Raw genomic sequence first — 5,234 nt, 5'->3', positions numbered from 1 at the left:
AGATGAGCCTCCTCGACGCCCGCGCCGAGACCGACCTCCGTGCGCGCCTCCCCGAGGGCGTCCGGATGTTCACCGGCGACGACCACCACTACGTGGACCTCATCGCCGGCGACGGCACGCACCACTCGGACGCCCTGCTCGGAGCCTTCGCAGCCCTCGGTCCCGTCGCTTCCGCCGCCGTGCGGGCCCTGCCCGACGAGGCCGCGTTCCGCGCCCTGCTCGGCCCGACCGAAGCGCTCTCACGGCACGTGTTCAGCGCACCCGTGTGGCACTACAAGACGGGGATCGCGTTCCTCGCGTGGCTGAACGGGCACCAGTCCGCGTTCACGATGGTCGGCGGTCTGCATGCCGGCCGCTCCCTGCCGCACCTGTCCGAGACGGTCCGGCTCGCGAACGCGTGCGGTGCCTTCGAGGAGCCGGCGCTCGCCGCCCGGCGTTGGCACGACCTGCTCGCGCTGGCAGGGGTGTCGGCTCCGTCGACGGCCGGGAGGCACGGGTCGACCCTCGACGCAGCCCACCTCGCGGGGGTGGTCGCGTGACGGCCGGGGGCCGGCTCGCCGCGCACGCCGCGCACGCCGACAGCGTGGACGCCGGGACGACGGCGACACCGCATCCGCGGCTCTCGATCAACCAGGCGACCGTCAAGTACGCGACCCTCCCCGAGGCCCTCGACGTCGTGTCGGCGGCCGGCGTCGGCGCGATCGGCACCTGGCGCGAGCCGGTCGCCGCGGTCGGACTCGACGACGCCGCGCGCATGGTGGCCGACTCCGGCCTCCGGGTGTCGTCGCACTGCCGGGGCGGGTTCTTCACGCTCCCGGACGGGCCCCGACGCACTGCAGCGCTCGACGACAATCATCGGGCGATCGACGAGACCGCCGCGCTCGCCGCCGCCGGAGCGCCGGGGTCCGCAGCCGTCCTCGTGCTCGTCGCCGGCGGCCTGCCGGACGGCTCGAAGGACCTCGTCGGCGCTCGGTCCCGCGTGTCCGACGCGCTCGCCGACCTCGTGCCGCACGCCCTCGACGCGGGTGTCCAGCTCGCCGTCGAGCCGCTGCACCCGATGTACGCCGCCGACCGAGCCGTCGTGTCGACGCTCGCGCAGGCACTCGACCTCGCCGCGCCGTTCCCGAGCGCCGCGGTCGGGGTCGTCGTCGACACGTTCCACGTCTGGTGGGACCCCGCACTCGAGGCCTCCGTCGCTCGTGCCGGTGCCGCGGGGCGGATCGCGTCGTTCCAGGTGTGTGACTGGACGACCCCGATCGCCGCGGACCCGCTCCTGTCCCGCGGGGTGATGGGCGAGGGGCACGTCGACTTCGGGCCGGTGACGGCAGCGGTCACGGCGGCCGGGTGGACCGGGGACATCGAGGTCGAGATCTTCAACCAGGACGTGTGGGACGCGCCGGCTCCGGAGGTCGTGGACCGGGTCGTGCGAGCCTTCGCCACCGAGGTGCCGCTGCCGCGCTGACGGGGCTCGCGCTCAGCGGCGTCGGACGAGCACGACGCTGTCCGCCGTGTGGTGCTCGTGACCGTCGGACGCCGTCGCGGTGCGCGGACGCTCGGCGGCCTCGAGGACCTCCCACCCGTCGTCGAGTCCGAGCGCTGCCAGGTCCTCCGACGGCGCCGGGAACCGGTACCCGCGGAGCTCATCGGGGAGGTCAGCGTGCGGGGGAGCGGCGTGCGCGGTGACGAGCAGGTGCCCGCCGGGGGCCACGAGCCCCGACGCCCGGCGGAGGATCGCCGCACGCGGGATCTCGACGGGCCACGACTGCAGGAACGACGCCGTCACGAGGTCGAACCGTGCGCCGGTGTCCCAGGTGGCCAGGTCCGCCGCGACGAAGGCGGTGCACGCCTCGACCCCGGCTGCGACGGCCGCCGCCGATGCCCGGGCCAACGCCGTCACCGACAGGTCGACCCCGACCACCGACCATCCGCGCTCGGCGAGCCACACGACGTCGCCGCCCTCACCGCAGCCGAGGTCGAGCGCCCGCCCGACCGGCAGCCCCGTCGCGACCGAGGCGAGCACGGCGTTCACCCGGCCCGACCAGATGCCGTCGCGTTCGGCGTACCGGGCCTCCCACCAGGAGCGGGCGTCGGAGTCGGTCGTGGGGTCGTCGTGGGCGTGCACGAGAGCACTCCACCGGACGGTCGGCGTCGAGCGCAAGCGGCGTTGCCGGTCCGGCAACGCCCTCCGGTGCCGAGCCGCGCCGGGTGAGGGGACGTCGGCTAGGCGTCGGCCTCAGCCGGGACGGGCTCGGCGTTCTCGATACGGGCGCTCGCCGTCGCCATGTGGTCGTCCATCGCCCGCTGCGTCGCCGCCACGTCACCTGCCCGGAGCGCGTCGAGGATCGCCCGGTGCTCGTCGTACGCCGCCTCGGTCGCCTGCCGGGTCCGCACGCGTCGGCCGACCCAGACGCTCAACATCGACCGGAGGCTCTGCAGCAGGTCCGCGAGCACGTCGTTCCCCGCAGCCCGGGCCATGAGGACGTGGAACCGGACGTCGGCGTCGATGAACGTGTCGGGGTCGTCGAGCGACTCCTGCTGGCGGTCGAGGTAGGTCTGCAGTTCATCGAGCTGCTCCGGAGTGGCCCGCTGCGCCGCGAGGATGGCCGCAGTGCGCTCGAGCGACGACCGCACCTCGAGCAGTTCCCGTGTCCGGTTCGAGGCGAGCATGAGCCCCCACGAGAGCGTGGTCGGCAGCAGGTCGGAGGTCCCGCCGCGCAGGTAGGTGCCCGACCCCGGTCGGATCTGCACGATGCCGAGGATCTCGAGTGCCGCGAGGGCCTCCCGCACAGCGGACCGGCCGACGCCGAGGCGTTCCGAGAGCACCCGTTCGGACGGCAGCCGGGAGCCCGGAGCGAGGTCGCCCGCCGTCAGGAGGGACACGAGTTGCCGCGCGACCTCGGAGGCGGGGGACCCGGCCGGCACCGACTCGAGCTCGAGGCGGATGTTGAGCGGGTCGTTCTCACTGAACGCGGGCATGGGGCGAGCGTACCGGTCGGTCAACCGGTTCCCGCCCGACCGCGCCGGGCCGAGGACCGCAGCGGCCGGCGACCGTTCCGTGACATCTCGCGCAGCTTGGTCAACCGGTTGACAAGTTGGGAAGGAGCGCCCACACTGGACCCCGGCGCACAGCGGCGCCCGCAGGAACCGGCGCGCAGCAGCGTCCGAACCATCCCCCAGAGCAGGAGTCACCGTGGACATCCCCGCGACCCGAGGCATCCCGACCTCGGCGGTCGAACGATCGGCCATCCGCAAGATCGCGACACGCATCGTGCCCTTCGTGGCGCTGATGTTCTTCATCAACTTCCTCGACCGCACCGCGATCTCGTTCGCCGCCCCGAACGGCCTCGAGGCCGACCTCGGTCTGACGGCGGCGCAGTTCGGGTTCGCCTCCGGCGTCTTCTTCATCGGCTACCTCGTGCTCGAGGTCCCGTCGAACCTGGCGCTCCACAAGTTCGGCGCCCGCGTGTGGCTCGCCCGCATCATGATCACGTGGGGCATCGTCTCGTTGCTCTTCACCTGGGTGCAGAACTACCCGCAGCTCGTCGGCCTCCGCTTCCTGCTCGGTGTCGCCGAGGCCGGGTTCTTCCCGGGCGCGATCTTGTTCCTCTCCACCTGGGTCCCCGCACGCCACCGCGGCAAGATGCTCGCGCTGTTCTACCTGGCGCAGCCGCTCACCAGCGTCATCGGGTCGCCGCTCGCCGGCTGGCTGATGACCCACGAGGGCCTCCTCGGCGGCCTCGAGGGCTGGCGCTTCATGTTCCTCTGCGTCTCCATCCCCGCGATCGCCGTCGGCGTCCTGTGCCTCTTCGTCCTCAAGGACAAGCCGTCCCAGGCGAAGTGGCTCGACGAGGACGAGAAGACCTGGCTCGAGGGTGCGCTCGCGGCCGAGGACAAGGACAAGCGGGACGGGCACGGCGCGAAGGGCGGCCTCAAGGCGGCGTTCGGGTCCGGCCGGGTCTGGATGCTCGCCGGGGTCTACTTCGGCTTCATCTACGGCCTCTACGCGCTGAGCTTCTTCCTCCCCACGATCATCGACGGCTTCCAGCAGCAGTTCGGCACCACGTTCGACCTGTTCCAGAAGGGCCTCATCACGGCGATCCCGTACGTGCCCGCCGCGGTGGTCCTCTACTTCTGGTCCCGTGACGCGTTCCGCCGTGGCGTGCAGGTCTGGCACATCGCGGTCCCCGCCCTGGTCGGCGGCCTGTCCATCCCGGTCGCGCTCTACATGAACTCGCCGGCGGCCACCGTCGCCGTCATCGCGGTCACGGCCTGCGCGATCTTCGCCGCCCTCCCGAACTTCTGGACCATGCCGACCCGGTTCCTCTCCGGTGCGGCGGCCGCGGCGGGTGTCGCGCTCATCAACACGCTCGGCAACCTCGGCGGGTTCGCCGCGCCGTACATCACGGGTGCGCTCAAGGACGCCACGGGCGGCTACCAGCTCCCGATGTTCGTGGTCGGGTTCTTCATGCTGCTGTCGAGCGTGCTCATGGTCGTGCTCGCCCGCCGCAGCAAGGGCGAGCTGACCGGCAGCATCCGCACGGTCGAGCCCGAGCGGGCGGAGACCCGCGCATGACCCGGCTGTACAACGACCCGGCGGACTTCGCCGACGAGATGGTGGACGGCTTCGTCGCCGCGAACCGCGCGCGGGTCCGGAAGGTGCACGGCGGGGTCGCCCGCGCCACCACGAGTCCCGACGGAGCCGTCGCCCTCGTCGTCGGCGGCGGCTCCGGTCACTACCCGGCGTTCGGCGGCTTCGTGGGGCACGGCCTCGCGGCGGGCGCCGCGATGGGCAACCTCTTCGCCAGCCCGAGTGCCCAGCAGGTCACCGCGGTCGCGACGGCCGTCGACCACGGCGGGGGAGTCCTCCTCTCCTACGGCAACTACGCCGGCGACGTCCTCAACTTCGACGCCGCCGCCCGGACACTCGAGGCGCGGGGCGTCCCCGTCCGCACGGTGCGGGTGACCGACGACGTCGCGAGTGCACCCGCGGACCGGACGCACGAGCGTCGCGGGATCGCCGGGGACCTCTGCGTGTTCAAGGTCGCCGGTGCCGCCGCCGAGCGCGGGGACGACCTCGACACCGTCGCCGCCGTGGCCGAGCGCGCGAACGACCGGACGCGGAGCTTCGGTGTCGCCTTCTCCGGTTGTTCCCTGCCGGGCGCCGACGAGCCGCTCTTCACGGTCCCGGAGGGCCGGATGGCGATCGGCATGGGCATCCACGGCGAGCGGGGCAT

The 5,234-nt window shown here is 73.0% G+C and carries 6 protein-coding genes; 4 read left to right on the top strand and 2 right to left on the bottom strand.

Translation table 11 applies throughout. From position 1 onward, the window contains the following. Both ACSW7Y_RS16090 and ACSW7Y_RS16085 read left to right on the top strand, forming a co-directional pair. Positions 1 to 539 (top strand): DUF993 family protein (locus ACSW7Y_RS16090; protein WP_438127247.1); only part of this gene is annotated, 539 nt, incomplete at its 5' end. Between the two features lie 44 nt (positions 540 to 583). After that, positions 584 to 1,462, top strand: a complete 879-nt coding sequence (locus ACSW7Y_RS16085; RefSeq protein ID WP_438127248.1) for a sugar phosphate isomerase/epimerase family protein — start codon at positions 584 to 586, stop codon at positions 1,460 to 1,462. A 12-nt stretch (positions 1,463 to 1,474) separates the two neighbouring features. Here the strand turns inward: ACSW7Y_RS16085 and ACSW7Y_RS16080 are convergent, their stop codons facing one another. Together ACSW7Y_RS16080 and ACSW7Y_RS16075 are read right to left on the bottom strand one after the other, a co-directional pair. Next, on the bottom strand, positions 1,475 to 2,122 hold the full coding sequence (locus ACSW7Y_RS16080; RefSeq protein ID WP_438127246.1) for a class I SAM-dependent methyltransferase: 648 nt from the start codon (positions 2,120 to 2,122) through the stop codon (positions 1,475 to 1,477). Between the two features lie 98 nt (positions 2,123 to 2,220). Next, complete coding sequence (locus ACSW7Y_RS16075; protein ID WP_438127245.1) at positions 2,221 to 2,976, bottom strand: FadR/GntR family transcriptional regulator; 756 nt, start codon at positions 2,974 to 2,976, stop codon at positions 2,221 to 2,223. 214 nt (positions 2,977 to 3,190) lie between these two features. Here ACSW7Y_RS16075 and ACSW7Y_RS16070 point away from each other — a divergent pair, with 214 nt between their 5' ends. Both ACSW7Y_RS16070 and ACSW7Y_RS16065 read left to right on the top strand, forming a co-directional pair. Next, positions 3,191 to 4,573 (top strand): MFS transporter, encoded by a 1,383-nt coding sequence (locus ACSW7Y_RS16070; RefSeq protein WP_438127244.1) that lies wholly within the window; start codon positions 3,191 to 3,193, stop codon positions 4,571 to 4,573. Further along, positions 4,570 to 5,234: dihydroxyacetone kinase subunit DhaK (locus tag ACSW7Y_RS16065; RefSeq protein ID WP_438127243.1), on the top strand; the 665-nt coding region annotated here is incomplete at its 3' end. The genes ACSW7Y_RS16070 and ACSW7Y_RS16065, both read left to right, overlap by 4 nt.

Origin of the sequence: Curtobacterium flaccumfaciens (assembly GCF_051548005.1) — a bacterium.
GTDB lineage: Bacteria > Actinomycetota > Actinomycetes > Actinomycetales > Microbacteriaceae > Curtobacterium.
This window is presented reverse-complemented; position numbering and strand designations above follow the sequence as displayed.

Bases quoted from the DNA above. Each gene is read 5' to 3' on its own strand.
- ACSW7Y_RS16075 (WP_438127245.1), bottom strand. From the start codon at position 2,976: ATGCCCGCGTTCAGTGAGAACGACCCGCTCAACATCCGCCTCGAGCTC.